This window comes from Stenotrophomonas forensis, assembly GCF_028752115.1.
Classification (GTDB): Bacteria; Pseudomonadota; Gammaproteobacteria; order Xanthomonadales; family Xanthomonadaceae; genus Stenotrophomonas; species Stenotrophomonas forensis.
The window spans coordinates 2116056-2131029 of the sequence record NZ_CP082270.1; the positions used below are offsets into that span (position 1 = coordinate 2116056).

Below are 14974 nucleotides of genomic sequence, written 5' to 3' on the forward strand. Positions count from 1 at the left end.
CGATGAGCGGAGAAAACGCGGTAGCGCCGGGGCATGCCCGGCGGAGTTCCCCAACGACTGGCGTACTGCCCGAAATCGCAGCACGCGCCGACGCGGCCATCGCGATCCGCCACGACCTGCACCGGCACCCGGAGCTGGCCTTCGAGGAACACCGCACCAGTGCCCGCGTAGCCGAGCTGCTGCAGCAGTGGGGCTATGAGGTCACCACCGGCCTGGGCGGCACCGGCGTGGTCGGCACGCTGCAGCGCGGGCAGGGCAGCCGTCGCCTCGGCCTGCGCGCCGACATCGATGCACTGCCGATCCACGAGGATTCCGGACTGGCCTATGCCAGCCAGACCGACGGCCTGATGCATGCCTGCGGCCACGATGGCCACACCGCCATCCTGCTGTCGGCCGCGCATTACCTGGCTCACCATGGCCGTATCGACGGCACCCTGCAGCTGGTATTCCAGCCGGCCGAGGAAACCGGCTCGGGCGCGTCGAAGATGATTGCCGACGGCCTGTTCGAGCGCTTCCCGGTGGATGCAATCTATGGGCTGCACAACTGGCCGGGCGTACCCGTGGGCCACTTTGGCTTCGTCGACGGTCCGGCGATGGCGTCGGTGGACTGGGCGCGGCTGAAGGTGATCGGCAAGGGCGGCCATGGTGCCGAGCCGCAGGGCAGTGTCGATCCGATCCTGGTGGCGGCGCACATCATCACCGCGCTGCAGAGCGTGGTATCGCGCAATGTCGATCCACGGCAGATGGGCGTGGTCACGGTCGGCTCGATCCATGGTGGGCAGGCCGCCAATGTGATTCCGGACGTGGTCGAACTGACGTTGACCGTACGCGCCTATCTGCCCGAGGTGCGCGACACCCTGCGCCGCCGGACCATCGAGATTGCCGAGCAGACCGCCGCCGCCTTCGGTGCGCGGGCCGAGATTGCGTTCCCGCGTGGCTTCCCCAGCGTGATCAACCATCCGCAGCAGACCGCCTATATCCGTGGCGTGGCGGAAGCGGGCTTCGGCGCCGAACAGGTGGTGCGCGGCTTCGCGCCGCGCACGGCCAGCGAGGACTTCGCCTTCCTGCTGCAGGCACGGCCCGGCAGTTTCGTGTTTGTCGGCAACGGCGACAGCGCACCGCTGCACAGCCCGCGCTATGTGTTCAACGACGCCGCCATCGCGCCGGCCGCCAGCCTGTGGGCACGGCTGGCCGAAGACTACCTGGTGAAGGACGTGGCATGAGCAGCAACGAACGCTTCTTCTATACCTCGGTGGATGATCCGCTGGCGCGGCCCCTGTTCGATGGCCTGGAACAGGAGTACGACAGCCGCTATGCGGATGTTCGCCGACGCATCGGTGGCAGTGCCCGCGAGGAGCTGCAGCGCTACCCGGCGCAGGCATTCGCCTCACCGGTAGGCGCGTTCGTACTGTTGCTGCGCGACGGCGTTGCGATCTCCGGGGGGGCCTTCATGCCGCACCGCGATCCAGACACCGCCGAATTCAAGCGGATCTGGACGCTGCCGGGGCTGCGTCGGCAGGGGATCGCGCGGCGCGTGTTGCAGGAACTGGAGGCGCAGGCCGCGCGCCAGGGCTATCGGCGGGTGTTCCTGACCACCGGCTTCCGCCAGCCCGAAGCGGTCGGGCTGTACCTCAGCCATGGCTACACCGCGCTGTTCGACCTGCAGGCGGATCCGGAAACCATCGCGCATCTGCCGTTCGAGAAATATCTGCAGGCGCCTGCGTCGCGGGTCGCGCAGACGCAGGCTGTGCTGCATGGAGCCCACGCATGAGCACGCCGTCGACTGCACTGGATGGAATCGCCGCACGCCCCGCACAGGCGCCGGCACCCGCGCTGAAGATCATGCCGGCCCGGCATCCGTTGCAGGTGTTCGGCACCGTGCTGGCGCTGGCGTTGATCCTGATTGCCCTGCAATCGGTGCTGGGCAATCCACGCTGGGGCTGGGGCACGTTCGCCGAGTGGTTCTTCGCGCGCCCGGTGCTGGAAGGCCTGGGCCGTACGCTGCTGCTGACTGCACTGGGTACCGGCCTTGGCTTCGCGCTGGGCACCCTGCTTGCGCTGGCGCGCGTCTCCGGCTCGCCACTGCTGTCGGCGGTGTCGTGGGGCTACGTCTGGCTGTTCCGCTCGATCCCGCTGCTGGTGCTGTTGTTGCTGCTGAACAACCTGGGCTACCTGTACAGCACCATCGAACTGGGTGTGCCGTTCACCGGCATCAGCCTGTTCTCGTACCCGACCACCCAGCTGATCGGTGTGTTCACGGCGGCGGTGCTGGGCCTTACGTTGAACCAGGCCGCATTCTCGGCCGAAGTGATCCGCGGTGGCATCCTGTCGGTGGACCATGGCCAGTACGAGGCGGCAGCCGCACTTGGCCTGCCGCGTGGCCGCCAGGTGCGCCGCATCATCCTGCCGCAGGCGATGCGCTCGATCCTGCCGGCGGCGTTCAACGATGTGATCGGCCTGGCCAAGAGCACCTCGGTGGTCTACGTGCTGGCGCTGCCGGAGCTGTTCTACACCGTGCAGGTGATCTACCGGCGCAACCTGGAAGTGGTGCCGTTGCTGATGGTGGCCACGGTCTGGTACCTGGTGATCCTGACCGTGCTGTCGCTGCTGCAGCGACGGGTGGAGCAGCGCTTTGCGCGCGGCCAACTGCAGCGCGAGCGCTCGGTATCACGTGTCTCGTCGCCGACGCGTGCACAGCACGATGCCACGCCGCGTGCCACCAAGCGCCCGCGCATCGCAGCACAGGTCGAGGCGGGCGAGGGCGCGGCGGTGTCGCTGCATGGCGTCGGCAAGGTATTCGGCGACCAGCCGGTGCTGGAGGATGTGCACCTGGACCTGCGCGCCGGCAGCGTGACCGTGCTGATCGGCCCGTCCGGCGCCGGCAAGTCCACGCTGCTGCGGCTGATCAACCACCTGGAACGCGCCGACAGTGGTTACGTGACTGTCGGCGGCCAGCTGATCGGCTACCGCCGTGACGGTGACACCCTGTACGAGCTGCCGGAGCGCGAGATCCGCCGCCGCCGCGCCGAGGTGGGCATGGTGTTCCAGGGCTTCAACCTGTTCCCGCACCTGACCGCGCTGGAGAACATCATCGAGGCGCCCATCGCCGTGCGCGGCGTGTCGCGTGCCGAGGCCGAACAGCAGGCACGCACGCTGCTGGAGCGGGTGGGCCTGGCCGACAAGGCCGATGCCTTCCCGCGCCAACTGTCGGGCGGCCAGCAGCAGCGCGTGGCGATTGCCCGCGCGCTGGCCCTGCAACCGAAAGTGCTGCTGTTCGACGAGCCGACCTCGGCGCTGGACCCGGAACTGGTGGCCGAGGTGCTCAGCGTGATCGAGGAACTGGCCCGCTCCGGCACCACGCTGGTGATCGTCACCCATGAGTTGAGCTTCGCCCGTCGCGTGGCCGACCACGTGGTGATGATGGACCAGGGGCGGGTGATCGAGCAGGGCACGCCCGACGCCCTGTTCCAGCGCCCGCTCCAGCAACGCACCGCCGATTTCCTGGCCAAGACTCCGTAACCCTGAAAGGAACGCCATGAGCCCTGCAGCACCGCGTCGGCCTTCGCGCAGCACCCTGTTGATCGTGGGCGTGCTGGTCATCGGCATCGCTGGCATCGTCTATTCGCGCGTGCGCCAGGCACCAGATGCTGGCAATGTGGCCGCGGCCAGCCTGGCCGGCGCGAACACCGCCGTGCTGAGAGGCACGCTCGATCCGAAGGCGCAGGCGTTGATTCCCGCTGGCTACCGCTTCGTCACGCCCGGCACGTTCACCGTGGCCACCCACCCGGGGCAGCTGCCACTGGCCGACTATGGTGCCGACAGCAAGGAGGTGGTCGGCATCGAGCCGGACATCGCGCGGCTGATTGCCGATGCATTGGGCCTGAAGCTGGTGATCGTGCCGGTGGCCTGGGCTGACTGGCCGCTGGGGCTGGAATCGGGCAAGTACGATGCGGTGCTGTCGAACGTGACGGTCACCGAGGAGCGCAAGAAGAAGTTCGATTTCTCCAGTTACCGCTACGACCTGCTGGGCATCTATACGCGCAGCGATGGGCCGATCCGGAAGATCGAAAAGCCTGCCGATGTGGCCGGGTTGAAGGTGGTGGTCGGTGCTGCCACCAACCAGGACCAGATCCTGCGGCAGTGGGACCAGCAGAACATCGCCGCCGGGCTGAAGCCGGTGGAATACCAGTACTTCGATGATGCGGTGGTGGGGCGGCTTGCGGTGATCACCGGCCGTGCCGACGTCTCGTTCGAGCCCAATGCCACCGGCGCCTACTCGGCGCGCGACGGCAAGGTGCGGCGCGTGGGCCTGTTCCCCGGTGGCTGGCCAAACGCTGCGGCGATCTCGGTGACCACGCGCAAGGGCAGCGGCCTTGCCGACGCAGTGACGCAGGCGCTGAACACCCAGATCGGCAGCGGCGCGTATGCGCAGGCGCTGGCGCGCTGGAACGTGGCCGAGGAAGCGGTGCCGCAGTCGCAGACGAACCCGCCGGGGTTGCCTGCACTCTGACGCCGGGCGTGGCCCGGCGCGGCCCTGTAGCGTCGAGCCTGCTCTACTGGGGTAGGGGGCGGCGAAGTGCAGTCGAGCAAGCTCGACTCTACCAACGCGCTTCCAGCGTCCGGAACGGTTTCGCCAGGCGCACGCCCTCGGCGTCGAAGTCGGCAACTGGCCGCCCATCCACACGCACCGATTTCGGTATCGTGCGCTCCGGCCACCAGACCTTCACCGCAGTGTCGTTGCGCAGTCCGTCGCCCAGCGTGACCACCAGCGTGCCGTCGCGCTGCCGCGCCTGCATCTGCAAAGTGCCATACGCAGTGGGCAGCCGTTCCACCGCCAACCCATCGCCGGCCACCCAGGACGGCGGAGTGCCAGGCAGCAATGACAGCGCGTCATCGTCTTCGCGCATCAGCATGCCGAACAGCGTGCGGCCGTACTCGGCGCCAATCCAGGTGTGTGGCATGTCACCCAGATAGCGCGGGAAACGCAGCCGCGAATGCACGACCTCGGCCAGCACCTGCCATTCCAGCGGGCGCCGGTCATGCAGCAGTCCCTGCAGCAGTTCGTCGGCGGCCTCGGGCTGGCCCAGGTGCACGTAGCTCAGTACATTGCGGATCTCATAGGGCGTGTAGGCATACAGCGCACCGGGCTGGTTGCGCTTGCGCACGTCCTCCAGATAGCGGGCGAAGGTGGTCCGCAATGCATCGGCAGGCAACACGCTCTGCGCGCCGGTCGGGTCCAGGGCGATCGATACGCCCGTGGGATCGCCATCGCCCAGATCCGCCGAGGACGGGATGAAGTCGATGCCCTTCCACGCCATCGTCGCCCGGATCGAGGCGTGCAGCGCGTCGTACAGGGCCTTGTACTGCTGGCGCGCCCACACCGCGGTTTCGTGATCGCCCAGTGCGTCGGCCAGCCACGCGCCATCGTGCCAGCCCTTCAGGCCCCAGTAGTCATCCCAGTAGCTGTGGGTGGGCGAGGGGTAGCCCTCATGACTGATCGATGGCGCAAGGATGCCCGCGAAGCGTTCCGGCGCCGGCTGGCCGGCCATGTAACCCGCTACCAGCGTGCGCTCGCGTAGTTCCTGCAGGAAGCGCAGCGCCGCTTTCACTTTCGGCAGGTACGCACGCACCGACTCTGGCCCGCCATCGAGCCGGGCGACATCGGCAACCAGCGCCACGTATTGACCCTGGCTGTCGTACTCGATGTCCGAACCAAAACCGGTGTTGACGCTGCCATCGTCGTTGAGGATCGGCGAAACCAGCCCGTTGGCGTGCACGCCGTGCTCGCTGTACCACGCCAGGTAGTCGCGCGCGACCTTGGCTTCGCCCATGCGCAGCAGCACCGCCGACGTGGCCATGCCGTCGCGGATGAAGGAACGGTTGTAGTTGCGTGGTCCCGGTTGCATGGCCGGCCCGGTCTGGTTGATCAGCATGTACGCCGCCTGCGCGCGCAGCATGTCGACCAGCGAGGGATCGGGCAGGCGCAGCCCCACCTGGCCCAGCCGTGCCTGCCAATCCGTTGAGGCCTGCGCGGCCAGCGCGTCGAACGCTGCATCGGCCCCGTGCGGCAGCGAGGCCAGGTCGAGCGGCGGCGCGTCCGGCAGCACACCGTTGGCATCGGCGGCGGCGGTACCCAACGGGAAGGCGGCCACGATGGCCTCGCTGGCCCCGGGCGCCAGCGAAATGCGATAGCTGAGGGCCGCGGCGGCAAGGCCCTGGTCGTCCTGCGCCTGTTGCGTGTCGGGCAGTGTACCGGCGGCGATGGCGCTGGTGATTTCCGTTGCACCTTCCTTGCCAAAGGGCGCAGCGGCGGACGCCGTCACCGGGGTGAGTGAATGCAGCAGGGTGCGGCCATTGACGCGCACCGCCTGACGTTCGACGGACACATCGCGGATGGGCGACAGGCCACCGTTCTGCCACGGCGGGTTCATCTGCATCGGGCGTACAACCAGGGTCAGCGTGCCGTTGATCGTGGTCGTGCCGCTGTTGTGCAGCCGGTGGCGAAGCAGGGTGACCGGCTGCCCGTCGCGCTCGATGGCGAAGGCCTCGCTGCGCAGCTCCAGTCCGGGCTGCGGCGCCCAGGTGGCCGACGGCATCGGCTTCCAGCCATCGCGCAGTGCATGCTGCACCGTCTGCCCGGCGGCACCTGCAGCGTGCCCGTCGGCATTGCGCCAGATCGGCTGCACCAGCGGTGCGCCCTTGAAGGCTTCGAGGTTGCCGTATTCGTCGAAGATCGATTTCTGCCGGCCCGCGTGCACACCCACGGCAGTCCAGTAGGTCTGCTGCATCTGCAGCGAGGCGGGGAACAAGGCTCGTTGCGCACCGCTGGCGGCAATCTGGTAACGCTTCATCGGCGTCATCACCGCCTTCGGGCCCAGCAGGCGGATGCGGGCGATCTGCGCAGCGTCGCCGTGCACCGTCAGCCGCAGAGCCTGGATGTCGAGCGGCGCGCTGGCGGCAAGCCAGCTCTGCTGCCGGGTCGCGGCCTGCGCATCCATCGCCAGCGCATGCCAGCGGCCTTCTGCATCCTGGGCCTGCAGCGCTGCGGCGCCATGCACGTTGGCCCAGTCCACCGCCAGCCCGGTGCTCGGCTGCGGGCGTGGCAAGGTGATGTCGAGCGTATGGACACCGCCCTTGCCAGCGGGAATGGCTACCGCACTGCCGCCTTGCCACAGAACTGCGGACTGCGTGGCATCGAGTCCCACCACACGCGCGCTGAGCGACGTGTCGAGCGGTTCCATTTCGAAGATCGACACGCCCCAGTCGGAGGTGCGCTGCGGACTGGCCAGGCGCAGGTAGCGGGCCTGGCGTGGCGCGAAGTACAGCGTTTCGACGCCGCCGAGTGAATCGCCCATGGTGTAGGCGGTCTGCCACTGCGCCCCGTCCAGCGAGGTCTGCAACGTGTAGCCCTCGGGATTGGAGACATCCCAGGTCAGGCGCACGCCAGCGAGCGTGGCCGGCGCGCCGAGGTCGATCTGGAACCAGTGGCCGGGACTGAACGCGCCGCCGGTCACCGTGCTCGGATCGTTGTCGATCAGGTGGCTGATGGCCATGGCCGGGACCTGCTGCGATGAAGCACTTGCCCGCCACTGGTCGCGGGCCGGCAGGTTCTGGGCCTGCGCGGAAAATGCCAGCCCGACAAACAGCAGGGCTGCGGTGGGACGGAAAGAGGAGGGCAGCTTCAGGACCGTGGAGCGTTCAACGCGAAATGCCATTACAGACAACCTCGCAGGTTCGGCCGGGATCGGGCGAGCGCTACGCTAGCAAGGGTTGTAACCGTTTACATGACGCGCTGCGGTAGGCGATGCAATGAGCGTTGACGGATGTAGCTCTGGACGCATGACCGGGATTGGCTAGGGTCATTGCTCAAGGCAAAGCCATCCAGGTTGTCATTTGACAACCCTGGCCTGTCATGTGCAGACTGGGGAGAACAAGGAATGTCTCGTGCTCGTCATCCCGACAAGGACATCGAATCGGTGCTGCGGTTCGCGGAAGCTCGAGGCTGGAGCCTCCGTGTAGGTGGGAGCCACGCGTGGGGCCGGATGTATTGCCCTTACAACGACACCGACTGCCGATGTGGAGAATTCTGTGTCGTGAGCATCTGGAGCACGCCGCGCAGTCCTGGCAACCACGCGCGCGCCTTGCGCCGCGTGGTCGAGAACTGCAGTCGTGAGCAATGAAATCAGGTTTCGATGGAAGCGAGGTGGCAGATGATGGAATTCAATTTCACCCTGAAGTACCGCTTGCCCGAACGCTACGATGACGTCGGAATGCTCGAGCGGCGGCTGGCAGAGGCGGGGTGTGACGACGCGCTTCTGGGCAGCGGCTTGCCGGGAAGGATGGCGCTGGCCTTCTGCCGTGACGCCGACAGCGCGGTGGTCGCGCTGTGCTCGGCAGTGGATGATGTGCAGCGGGCCGTGCCAGGCGCCGAGCTGGTGGAGGTGAGCCCCGATCTGGTGGGGCTTACGGATGTGGCCGATCTGCTCGGGATGTCGCGACAGAACATGCGGAAGCTGATGCTGGCCAACCCGCAGTCGTTTCCGTCCCCGGTGCATGACGGCTCAACCTCCATCTGGCATCTGGCCGACATTCTGGGTTGGTTGCGCGCGCGTGGCAGCGAGAAGGTCACCACGGAAATGGCCGAACTGGCCGCGGCCGCATTGCAGTTGAATCTGGCCCGGGAAGGGCGCAGGTTGCAGCCGAAGGCTTAGTGCCAGGCTGCCGGATCAGCGCTGTCACCCGCGCGTTGGGGTCCTGCAGAAAGGGCGCCCGAAGGCGCCCCGCAGGTGCATTGATTTTCCCGGCTCAGCCTCGTGGCGAGAGCAGGTCTGCAAGACCGATGGAGGCGTACATTTCGCGTCGCATGCGATCGGCAACGGCATTGACCACTTCGGCGCCGTCCTGTGAGGGGTCTACATGTACCCGGAACGGCCGATGTCCGTGTGGCAGGCCCACCACCCGCACGATCTGCCGCGCGACCTCCTCGGGATCGGCATCTGCAGGCTCCAACCCTGCCAGGCCCTTCAGTGCCTGGTCGGCGACACCGGCGTAGGGACCGTTCTCATAGTCGGCCGCGATGGCGCTGTCGGCGGGCGTACCCGAATGCAGGAAATGGTTGGTGCCCTTGGTGAATGCACCCGGCACCATGATGGTGGTCTCGATGCCCCACCGCGACAGTTCGGTTGAATAGGACACGGCCAGTGCATCCATTGCGGCCTTGGCGGCGAAGTAGGGCGCAAGGAACGGAGGAGTGCCACCGCGTGTGGAGGACGAGCCGATCCAGACGAGCAGGCCGTTGCCACGGCGGCGCAGGTGCGGAAGCGCGGCGCGGTTCACCCGCTGTGTGCCCAGCACATTGACGTCGTACTGCTGCATCAGCTGTTCCGGGGTGAATGCTTCAGCCGGTCCGAACACCATGTGCCCGGCGTTATGCACGATGACGTCGAGCGCGCCTGCGTCGGCCAGCACCTGTTCGACCGCCGCCTGGCTGGACGCGTCCGACTGTACGTCCAGTTCGACGCTACGAAGGTCGGCGTGATGCGCGTCTGCCCACTGTGCGATGTCGGCCACGCGGGTTGCATTGCGCCCGCGTGTTTCGCGCATCGAGGCGTAGACGACGTGGCCGGCAAGGGCCAGTGCCTTGGCGGTCATCAGGCCGAAGCCGGAGGATGCGCCGGTGATGAGGATAGTGTGTGACATGGGAGCTCCGGAAGAAGAAAGGGTCATGGCCGGGCGCGGGCCAACAGGCGCTGCGGCACGGTGTGCGCGGTCCAGGCGGCCAGTGAACCGAGGGCGCTGGCCGCGGCCAGTTCGGAGAGATGGGCCAGCGAGGGCTCAAGGTGGGCCGCGAACCAGCTGACCAGTCCGAGGAAGTACCCCAGCAGGTTGTTCAATACCGGCAGGCCACGCAGGGCGACCACGCACAGCGCTACGACCAGTACAACGACGGGCACGGCCAGCGAGGGACCCAGTGAGGGAGAGAGCAGGCCCACTGCAAGTGTTGCCAATGCGCCGATGCCCAGCCCGAACCAGACGCAGGCCAGGTTTTCGATCGTGGAGCGCGTGCCCTGCAGTCGCGTGAAAAAGGCAATCCAACCGATGAACATCGTCCACACCGGCCAGCCGGCATGCAGCGCTCCGGCTGCGGCGAAGGCCGCGGTGAGCGCCGCGGTCACGGTGACGAGGGCGTAGGCACTGCGGGAAACAGGGATCGGATTCATGGCGTCTCTCCTTGGTTCAGACCGCGCCGCCGTTGGCACGCAGAACCTGACCGTTGATCCACCCGCCGTCGGCACCGGCCAGGAAGGCCACAGCCGCGGCGATGTCATCCGGGGTGCCGAGGCGTTCAAGCGGGCTCATCTTTGCAAGCCGGTCGATCAGTTCGGCTGACTTGCCTTCCAGGAACAGGCTCGTGGCGGTCGGGCCCGGTGCGACGGCGTTCACGGTGATGCCGCGGCCGCGCAGTTCCTTGCTGAGGATCGCGCTCATGGTTTCCACCGCCGCCTTGCTTGCGGCATAGACGCCATAACGCTCGAGCTTGAATCCGACCACGCTGGTGGACAGGGTGACGATGCGGCCGCCATCGCGAACCCGTCGTGCGCTCTCGCGCAGCACATTGAATGCGCCCTTCAGGTTGATGGCGATGAGGCGGTCGAACAGGGTGTCTTCGCTCTCGGCCAGCGAAGCGAGTTCCAGTACCCCGGCACTGTTCACGACCACATCGACACCGCCGAAGCGTGCCTCGATCGCATCGAACAGGGACTGCACGGACTGCGGGTTGGCGACATCGGCCTGAAGCGCGATGGCCTGGCCCCCCTTGGCCATCAACTCGGTGGCCAGTGCTTCGGCTTCTTGGTGGCGGCCAGCGTAGTTGATGGCCACCGCAAAGCCATCGGCGGCCAGGCGGCGGGAGATGGCGGCACCGATGCCGCGCGAGCCGCCGGTGACAAGGGCAACGGGGGTTGAGGAAGCGATGTTCATGTTCAGATCCAGGAAGGCGCACCCACATGGCGCACGGTCATCCTGGACGTGATTGCGGGGCGGATAATCCCCCTTGATCCGGCAATATCATCCGGGCAGCCGAACAATCAGGTCGCCGACCCGCTGCAGGTCCCCGTCCGGGCCGCCAGGGGCGGCTGTGCCTGCTGCAACACCCGCGCGAGGCGGGTGCGGCAGAGGGTTCCAGGCAGGGCGCGATCGCTGGCTACAACTGCACCTGCTCCCACCAGCGCGTGCCGGCGTTCGGCGCCTGCATGTCCAGCGCTTCGCCCATCATCGGCGTGGCGACCGGCACGCTGTTTGCCTTCGCCAGGGCGGTGATGCGCTCGAACGGTTGCTGCCAGGCATGCAGGGCCAGGTCGAAGGTTCCGTTGTGGATGGGCAGCAGCCACTTGCCGCGCAGGTCCAGGTGCGCCTGCAGGGTCTGTTCCGGTTGCATGTGCACGAACGCCCAGCGCGGGTCATACGCGCCGGTTTCGATCATGGTGAGGTCGAACGGGCCGTACTTCTCGCCGATGGCCTTGAAGCCATCGAAGTAGCCGGTGTCGCCACTGAAGAAGATGCGGAAGTCACCATCCTGGATCACCCACGACGCCCACAGGCTGCGATCGCTGTCGCCCAGCCCACGGCCGGAAAAGTGCTGGCCCGGGGTGGCGGTCAGGCGCAGGCCGCTGGCTTCGGTCGACTGCCACCAGTCCAGCTGTTCCACCTTGGCGGGATCCACGCCCCAGGCGATGAGCTGGTCGCCCACCCCCAGCGGCGCAATGAAACGCGCGGTCTTGCCGGCCAGCTGCATCACCGCGGCGTGGTCGAGATGGTCGTAGTGGTTGTGCGAGAGGATCACGCCGGCGATCGGCGGCAGTTCGTCGATGCTGATCGGGGGTGCGTGGAAGCGCGCCGGGCCCATCCACTGCACCGGGGAGGCGCGTTCGGAGAACACCGGGTCGGTCAGCCAGTACTGGCCGCGCAGCTTCAGCAGGATCGTCGAGTGACCCAGCCGGAACAGGCTGCGGTCGGGCGCGGCGTCGAGGCGGGCGCGGTCCAGCGGCAGCACCGGAATGGGGTGCGCCGGCACCGTGCCCTTGGGCTTGTTGAACAGGAACGTCCACCAGATCTCCGCGCCGTCGCGCAGGCCCATTGCCGGCCGCGGCAGGGCGTTGCGGAACTTGCCGTCGCGGTACTGCGGCGAATCGGGGAAGTCGGGGAGGGACCAGGACTTGCAGAAGGTGTAGGCGGTCACGGCGAGGATTCCAAGCAAAAGGACAAGGAGCAGGCGCTTCATGGGTGACGTCCGCTGGGTACACTGCACAGTGTAGTTTCGTGTTTTTCAAAAGTACACTGCTCGGTGTAAAATGTGCGCATCCGTTCAGCTGACTGGTCCCCGCCATGCCACGTGCCCCGCAACGCCTGACCGACCGCAAACGCGACGCCATCGTGCGCGCGGCGGTGGAGGAGTTCCGTGCATCGGGGTACGAGGCCACCAGCATGGACCGCATCGCCGAAGCGGCCGGGGTCTCCAAACGCACCGTCTACAACCACTTCCCCAGCAAGGAAGCGTTGTTCTCGATGATCCTGGAGGAGCTGTGGGAGCGCAGCGTGGCCAGCGACACGCTGCCGTACCGCGCCGACCAGCCGCTGCCGGCACAGCTGCTGCAGCTTGTGGGGCAGAAGCTGGAGCTGCTCAGCGACGCCAACTTCATCGATCTGGCGCGGGTGGCGATGGCCGAGATCATCCATTCGCCGGAGCGCGCGCAGGCGATCGTCTGCCGCATGGGCGAGAAGGAAAGCGGCGAGAGTGCATGGATCCGTGCGGCGATTGCCGATGGGCGCCTGCGTGCGGTCGATCCGGAATTTGCCGGGCACCAGCTGCACGGCCTGGTGAAGAGCTTTGCGTTCTGGCCGCAGGTAACGATGGGGCAGGCACCGTTGAACGCCGAGGAGCGCGCGCGCGTGGCCGAGTCGGCGGTGGCGATGTTCCTGGGCTACTACGCGATCTAGCTGGCGGCGAAACGACGGAATTCGTCCGCCGGTAGCGCTGCCGAATACAGATAGCCCTGGCCGACATCCACGCCCAGTGCGCGCAGTTGCTGTTCCTGTGCCAGGGTCTCGGTGCCTTCGGCTACCACGATCGCGCCGCAGCGATGCGCGACTTCGACGATGAAGCGCACGATCGACTGTGACTTGGCATCGGACAGCGTGGCGATCAACGCCTGCTCGATCTTGACCTCGGCGATGGCCAGCTGCGAGAGCAAAATCAGGGTCGAGTAGCCCGCACCGAAATCGTCCAGTGACAGGGTCACCCCGGCCGCCAGCAATTGCGCGATGTTGGCATCGACCACATCGCGCTCGACGATCTCGGTCCACTCGACGATTTCCAGGCGCAGCATCGTCCCGGGCACATCATGCAGCTGCAGCAGTTCCTGCAGGCGCAGGCCGAAACCGGGCAGGCGCAGCGACTCGGCGGAGACATTGACCGCCACGGTCAGCTGCAGGCCCTCACCCCGGCACTGCTGCAGGAAGTGGATGGCCGACTGCAGCGTGGCCCATTCCAGGTCGGCCAGGCGGCCCTGCCGGCGCAGCAGCGAGATCACCCGCATCGGCGTGATCATCCGGCCCTCGCCGTCGCGCATGCGCAACAACGCTTCGGCACCGACCAGGCGCCGGTCCTGCAGGCGATGCTTGGGCTGGTAGCACAACGGCGCGTCGCCGTGGCGGAGCCAGCGTTCCAGTGCACCTTCGATCAGCACGTCGATCTCGCTGTCACGCTGGACCGGATCGTCGAAGAACACGACGCCCGACTCGATCGCGCTCAACGCCAGGGTGATCGCGCGGAAGGGCAGGTGCCCGTCGTCGGCGTCTCCGGGCGGCTTCAGTTCGACCACCGCGCAGCGGACCAGCGGCCGGAAGCCTGGCCACTCCTCGCTGATGCGCTCGGCCAGCCCGGACGCCAGTTCGGTGATGCGGGGCTGCGTGCGCAGTTCCGGCAACGACAGGCCCTGGACCAGGATCGCCAGCGCGGCATCACCGAACTGGTAGATCTCCAGCCTGTCCGCAGGCAGTGATGGCAGCAGGCGGTGCACATCGTCGCCGCTGTCGCGCCGCCACAGTCCGTTATCCTGCAGCGGCCCATAACGCAGCCGCAGGTCACGCAGGTTGCCCATCTCGGCGACGATCAGGCAGGCATGACCGATGCCGTCGTTGTCGCGCCAATAGTGCTGCAGGCGTTCGCCGAGCGCGCGCATGTTGGGCAGGCCGCTGATCGGGTCGATGCGCAGCCAGGCCTGCTCGCGCTGGCGCTGGGCATCGATCTGCGCATCGTTGTAGACCAGTGCGAATACGGCGCCCAGCATCAACAGCGACACGGGCAGTGCCAGCAGGCGCTGGATCGCCAGTTCTGTTACCGGCAGCTGATCGGCGCCGATGATCGCCACGCCGAGGGCCAGGCCCAGCGCGGTCACGCCGATGCGCACGCCCCAGGCCTGCAGGATCATGGGCAGCGAGAGTTCGTTGAGCATGCGCGGGTGCAGGCGCCTGCGCAGCCAGATGCCGGCCAGCATCTGCAGCAGGGATTCAAGGGCCGCGGGCAGGAAGAACTGGGTGCCGGAGAACTGGTAGCGGGCCAGCAGGCTGGCGGCCAGGCAGGCCAGCCCACCGCGCCAGCCACCGAGCAGGCCGCTGACCAGCAGGATGTCGAAGCCGAGGTGGAGCTTGACCACGCCCTGGGTATAGCGGGCCACGAACCAGGAGTTGAACAGGTAGATCAGGCCCAGCGCCACGCCCACATACAGGCGGCGCCCTTCGATGGCATGGCCGGCGCGGCGGGTGGCGATCAGCAGCACGCCGATCATGCCGATGACGGCGGTGGCCTGCAGCAGGTACAGCGGCAGGCTGGGCAGGGCACTGTCCAGGACCTGGGCCGTAACCCGTGAAAGCGCATCCATAGCAGGTTCCCGCCTGTGACCGACGGCCAGTGAGG

General features: G+C 67.3%; 12 protein-coding genes. 6 read left to right on the top strand and 6 right to left on the bottom strand.

Annotation, left to right across the window (positions count from 1 at the left end):
• Window positions 1-2: 2 nt before the first annotated feature.
• The 4 genes from K5L94_RS10085 to K5L94_RS10100 are packed head-to-tail and all read left to right on the top strand — an operon-like array spanning window position 3 to window position 4510.
• Complete coding sequence (locus tag K5L94_RS10085; protein ID WP_053449552.1) at window positions 3-1223, top strand: M20 aminoacylase family protein; 1221 nt, start codon at window positions 3-5, stop codon at window positions 1221-1223.
• On the top strand, window positions 1220-1771 hold the full coding sequence (locus K5L94_RS10090; protein WP_053449553.1) for a GNAT family N-acetyltransferase: 552 nt from the start codon (window positions 1220-1222) through the stop codon (window positions 1769-1771). The genes K5L94_RS10085 and K5L94_RS10090 overlap by 4 nt, the downstream gene beginning before the upstream one ends.
• Window positions 1768-3519, top strand: a complete 1752-nt coding sequence (locus K5L94_RS10095) for an amino acid ABC transporter permease/ATP-binding protein (RefSeq protein WP_274512530.1) — start codon at window positions 1768-1770, stop codon at window positions 3517-3519. Before K5L94_RS10090 ends, K5L94_RS10095 begins: the two co-directional genes overlap by 4 nt.
• A 16-nt stretch (window positions 3520-3535) precedes the next feature.
• Window positions 3536-4510, top strand: coding sequence for an ABC transporter substrate-binding protein (locus K5L94_RS10100; RefSeq protein ID WP_053449554.1), 975 nt, complete (start codon window positions 3536-3538; stop codon window positions 4508-4510).
• Between the two features lie 88 nt (window positions 4511-4598).
• Here K5L94_RS10100 and K5L94_RS10105 read toward each other — a convergent pair whose 3' ends face one another.
• Complete coding sequence (locus tag K5L94_RS10105) at window positions 4599-7715, bottom strand: discoidin domain-containing protein (RefSeq protein WP_274512531.1); 3117 nt, start codon at window positions 7713-7715, stop codon at window positions 4599-4601.
• 498 nt (window positions 7716-8213) lie between these two features.
• Between K5L94_RS10105 and K5L94_RS10115 the strand changes: the two genes are divergently transcribed.
• The gene (locus tag K5L94_RS10115) at window positions 8214-8711 is read left to right on the top strand and encodes a helix-turn-helix transcriptional regulator (RefSeq protein ID WP_053451291.1); all 498 of its coding nucleotides are present in this window, start codon (window positions 8214-8216) and stop codon (window positions 8709-8711) included.
• A gap of 94 nt (window positions 8712-8805) precedes the next feature.
• On the opposite strand, the gene K5L94_RS10120 is transcribed toward K5L94_RS10115, so the two are convergent.
• The 4 genes from K5L94_RS10120 to K5L94_RS10135 form a co-directional block, all read right to left on the bottom strand.
• Window positions 8806-9699 (bottom strand): SDR family oxidoreductase, encoded by an 894-nt coding sequence (locus K5L94_RS10120; RefSeq protein WP_053449556.1) that lies wholly within the window; start codon window positions 9697-9699, stop codon window positions 8806-8808.
• A 23-nt stretch (window positions 9700-9722) separates the two neighbouring features.
• The gene (locus K5L94_RS10125) at window positions 9723-10220 is read right to left on the bottom strand and encodes a DUF1097 domain-containing protein (RefSeq protein WP_049457237.1); all 498 of its coding nucleotides are present in this window, start codon (window positions 10218-10220) and stop codon (window positions 9723-9725) included.
• A 16-nt stretch (window positions 10221-10236) separates the two neighbouring features.
• A complete protein-coding gene (locus K5L94_RS10130) occupies window positions 10237-10980 on the bottom strand; it encodes an SDR family oxidoreductase (protein WP_053449557.1) in 744 nt (247 codons plus the stop codon).
• 223 nt (window positions 10981-11203) lie between these two features.
• Window positions 11204-12280 carry an MBL fold metallo-hydrolase gene (locus K5L94_RS10135; RefSeq protein ID WP_164086034.1) on the bottom strand — a complete coding sequence of 359 codons (1077 nt, stop codon included), beginning with the start codon at window positions 12278-12280 and terminating at the stop codon, window positions 11204-11206.
• A gap of 104 nt (window positions 12281-12384) precedes the next feature.
• Here K5L94_RS10135 and K5L94_RS10140 point away from each other — a divergent pair, with 104 nt between their 5' ends.
• Window positions 12385-12996, top strand: a complete 612-nt coding sequence (locus K5L94_RS10140; protein WP_053449559.1) for a TetR/AcrR family transcriptional regulator — start codon at window positions 12385-12387, stop codon at window positions 12994-12996.
• Here K5L94_RS10140 and K5L94_RS10145 read toward each other — a convergent pair.
• Window positions 12993-14939 carry an EAL domain-containing protein gene (locus K5L94_RS10145; protein WP_053449560.1) on the bottom strand — a complete coding sequence of 649 codons (1947 nt, stop codon included), beginning with the start codon at window positions 14937-14939 and terminating at the stop codon, window positions 12993-12995. The genes K5L94_RS10140 and K5L94_RS10145 overlap by 4 nt on opposite strands.
• Window positions 14940-14974: the final 35 nt, after the last annotated feature.

Excerpts from the sequence above, each read along its gene's own strand:
- K5L94_RS10085 (WP_053449552.1), top strand. The coding sequence starts at position 3 with ATGAGCGGAGAAAACGCGGTAGCGCCGGGGCATGCCCGGCGGAGTTCC.
- K5L94_RS10090 (WP_053449553.1), top strand. The coding sequence starts at position 1,220 with ATGAGCAGCAACGAACGCTTCTTCTATACCTCGGTGGATGATCCGCTG.
- K5L94_RS10095 (WP_274512530.1), top strand. The coding sequence starts at position 1,768 with ATGAGCACGCCGTCGACTGCACTGGATGGAATCGCCGCACGCCCCGCA.
- K5L94_RS10100 (WP_053449554.1), top strand. The coding sequence starts at position 3,536 with ATGAGCCCTGCAGCACCGCGTCGGCCTTCGCGCAGCACCCTGTTGATC.
- K5L94_RS10105 (WP_274512531.1), bottom strand. The coding sequence starts at position 7,715 with ATGGCATTTCGCGTTGAACGCTCCACGGTCCTGAAGCTGCCCTCCTCT.
- K5L94_RS10115 (WP_053451291.1), top strand. The coding sequence starts at position 8,214 with ATGGAATTCAATTTCACCCTGAAGTACCGCTTGCCCGAACGCTACGAT.
- K5L94_RS10120 (WP_053449556.1), bottom strand. The coding sequence starts at position 9,699 with ATGTCACACACTATCCTCATCACCGGCGCATCCTCCGGCTTCGGCCTG.
- K5L94_RS10125 (WP_049457237.1), bottom strand. The coding sequence starts at position 10,220 with ATGAATCCGATCCCTGTTTCCCGCAGTGCCTACGCCCTCGTCACCGTG.
- K5L94_RS10130 (WP_053449557.1), bottom strand. The coding sequence starts at position 10,980 with ATGAACATCGCTTCCTCAACCCCCGTTGCCCTTGTCACCGGCGGCTCG.
- K5L94_RS10135 (WP_164086034.1), bottom strand. The coding sequence starts at position 12,280 with ATGAAGCGCCTGCTCCTTGTCCTTTTGCTTGGAATCCTCGCCGTGACC.
- K5L94_RS10140 (WP_053449559.1), top strand. The coding sequence starts at position 12,385 with ATGCCACGTGCCCCGCAACGCCTGACCGACCGCAAACGCGACGCCATC.
- K5L94_RS10145 (WP_053449560.1), bottom strand. The coding sequence starts at position 14,939 with ATGGATGCGCTTTCACGGGTTACGGCCCAGGTCCTGGACAGTGCCCTG.